The 2,647-nt window shown below is 76.3% G+C and carries 2 pseudogenes; both read right to left on the minus strand.

Features of this window, described 5'->3' with window-relative positions:
- A pseudogene (locus AOK08_RS41875) lies at window positions 1–2,057 on the minus strand (hypothetical protein); the annotation flags it as partial.
- A gap of 495 nt (window positions 2,058–2,552) precedes the next feature.
- A pseudogene (locus AOK08_RS49075) lies at window positions 2,553–2,633 on the minus strand (SCO5717 family growth-regulating ATPase); the annotation flags it as partial.
- Window positions 2,634–2,647 lie beyond the last annotated feature (14 nt).

Consider the following 2,647-nt stretch of genomic DNA (forward strand, 5'->3'; position numbering starts at 1 on the left):
GGCGGGAACCCGTACCCGTCCTGGGCGTTGGGCCCTGCCGGGTCTGCGACGGGTGCGGTCGGCTGGGGCAGGCTGTAGCCGCCCTGCGGGTCGCCGACAGCGGGTGCCTGGCCTGCGGCGCCGGTGGGTCCTGCGGGCGCGACGGGCTGCCCGGGGTGCGGGAAGCCGTATCCGGCGGGTGAGTTGTCGGGCGCGGGCGCCGGGGCGCCAGGCGGGAACCCGTACCCGTCCTGGGCGTTGGGCCCTGCGGGGCCGGCGTTGGCCGCACCGGGCTGGGGGAAGCCGTAACCGCCTTGGGGGTGCGGAGCCATGGGCGCCGGGTCCCCGGTGTCGGCCGGGGCGACGGAAGGCGCTGCCGGGTGCGGGAAACCGCCTCCGGCGAGGGGACCCTCGGGCGCGGGTGCTGGGGTTCCCGCACCTGCGGTCGGGTCCGGGGCGCCGGGGTGCGGGAAGCCGTATCCGCCCTGGGTGTTCGGGCCTGCCGGGTTGGCGGCGGCTGCGCCGGGAGTGCTCGGCGCCGGTGTCGTTGCCGGGGTGCCCGGGGACGGGAAGCCTTGCTCGCCTTGGGAGTTGGGGGCCGGCTGGTTCGGGGTGGGTGTGCCCGGCTGGTGGGAGCCGTGGGAGCCCGGAGTGTTGGAGGCAGGGTTGCCCGGTGCCTGGGGGACGTGCCCGCCCTGGGTGTTGGGTTCTGCCGGGTTCGGGGCGGGGGTGTTCGGTGCCGGGAAGTCTTGGCCGCCTTGGACGTTGGGGCCCGCCGGGTTCGGGGTGGGTGTGCCTGGCTGGTGGGAGTCGTGGGAGCCCGGAGTGTTCGAGGCCGGGGTGCCCGGTGCCTGGGGGACGTGCCCGCCCTGGGCGTTGGGCTCTGCCGGGTTCGGCGCCGGGAAGTCGTGGCCGCCCTGGGCGCTCGGAGTCGTTGCCGGGGTGCCAGGGGGCGGGAAGCCGTAACCGCCCTGGGCGTTGGAGGCCACGGGCACGGCCGGAGTCGGCTGTTGCGGAACCCCGTGGCCGGCGGGCTGCGCACCCGGGGCAGGGGTCGCCCCGGTGGGATGGGGAGGCGGGAAGCCGTACCCCGCCTGTGGGGTTGCCGGGGGAGCGTTCCACGCGGTGGGCGCGGGCTGCGTGGGCTGCGGGGGCTGAGACTGGAAGAGCGGTCGCACGGACGGTACGGGCGGCTGCTGTCCCGGCACGAGGGGAGGCTGAGGTTGGCCTGGCGACGGGGCGGCAGCCGATGCGGCCCGGGGCTGAACAGGCGCGGCTGTCGGCTGAGTCGGCCGCTGCGGTTGCGGTTGCGCGGGCCATTGTCCCGGCGAGGCGGGCGCACCGGCCGGCTGGTACGACGGAGGCAGCGGCGGCAGCCCGCCCTGGGACGTCGGCGAGGGGGCCCACGAGGGCGGCACGGTGCCGGGCGCGCCCAGCGGCAGCGGGGGCATGTCGAGCGGTGCGCTGGGTACGGAGTCCCGCGCGGGCGCGACCTGAACCGGGTCCCGTACGGCGTCGGCCGCATCCGGTGCCGCGTTCGGAACCGCATCCGGTGCCGGCTCAGAGTGCCCGGACTCGGCGGTGGCTTCGGGCGCCGCCACCTCGGGCCCGGTCTCGGCGCCCCCGGCGACCACGGACTCGGCGGCCACCGGCCCTGCGGCTGCGTGCCCCCCGGCGTCCACGTCGACCGGCGTCGCTTCGACGGACTCGGCGTCGTGCGCTTCGGGCCCGGTGACTGTGTCCGTGCCCCCGGCGTTCTGCGGCTGAACCGCGTCGCCCGTGGCGTCCTGGTCCTGGGGATCGGCCTCCGGGTGCGGGGACATGGCGCCGCCCGCTTCCTCGGCGACCTCGCTGACGTCCGTACCTTCGTCGCCGTCGCCCTCGGATCCCGTCACATCCACGACGGACTCAGCCTCCGCGCCGGGCTCGGCCACCTCATCCACGGCCCCCGGGTCGCTCACACCGGCGACAGCCTCGCCCGCGACGGCCGTACCGGCGGAGTCGCCACCGGAACCACCACCGTCAGCCACGGAGGAGAGCCGCGTCGTCGAGCCGTTCTCCAAGTCGCCGCCCCCCACCGCATCAGCTGGCGGAACGGGCGGAACGGGCGGAGCCGGCGGGACCGAGGGCATCGGAGGGGCCCACTGACCTTGGAATCCGCCAACGGGAAAGCCGTGGCGAGACGAAGGGCTCGCGGGACCGCCGGCCGGCGTCCAGGCTGGAGGCGCCGACTGCGGCGCGGACTGGAACCCACCACCCACAGGCGGCTGCGGCACAGCCACAGGACCGGACGAAGACGCAGAACCGTGGGCGGAACCTTCCGCACCGGCACCAGCGACCGCACTCGCACTCGCACCCGCACCAGCGACCGCACCTGCACCCACACCGGCACCCGCACCAGCGACCGCATCCCCGACCGCGTCCGCGTCCGGACCGGCGTCATCGGCAGCCCGGGCGCCCGGCCCGGCGTTCGATTCGGCACCGGCCCCGTCCCCCGCCGCCCCCGATCCCCCCGACGCGTTCTGCGTGTACCAGGCAGGCGTCGCGTAGTCGATGGTGAACTCGCCCGTCATCTCGCTGGCGGACTCCGCGTCGGACTGGTCGTCGCCGGGTGTTGCCCAGCCCCCGCGGTTCCCGTCCCGATCGCCGTTCACAATTCCTCCTGGTG

Source organism: Streptomyces graminilatus (assembly GCF_001418565.1).
GTDB classification, from domain to species: Bacteria; Actinomycetota; Actinomycetes; order Streptomycetales; family Streptomycetaceae; genus Streptomyces; species Streptomyces graminilatus.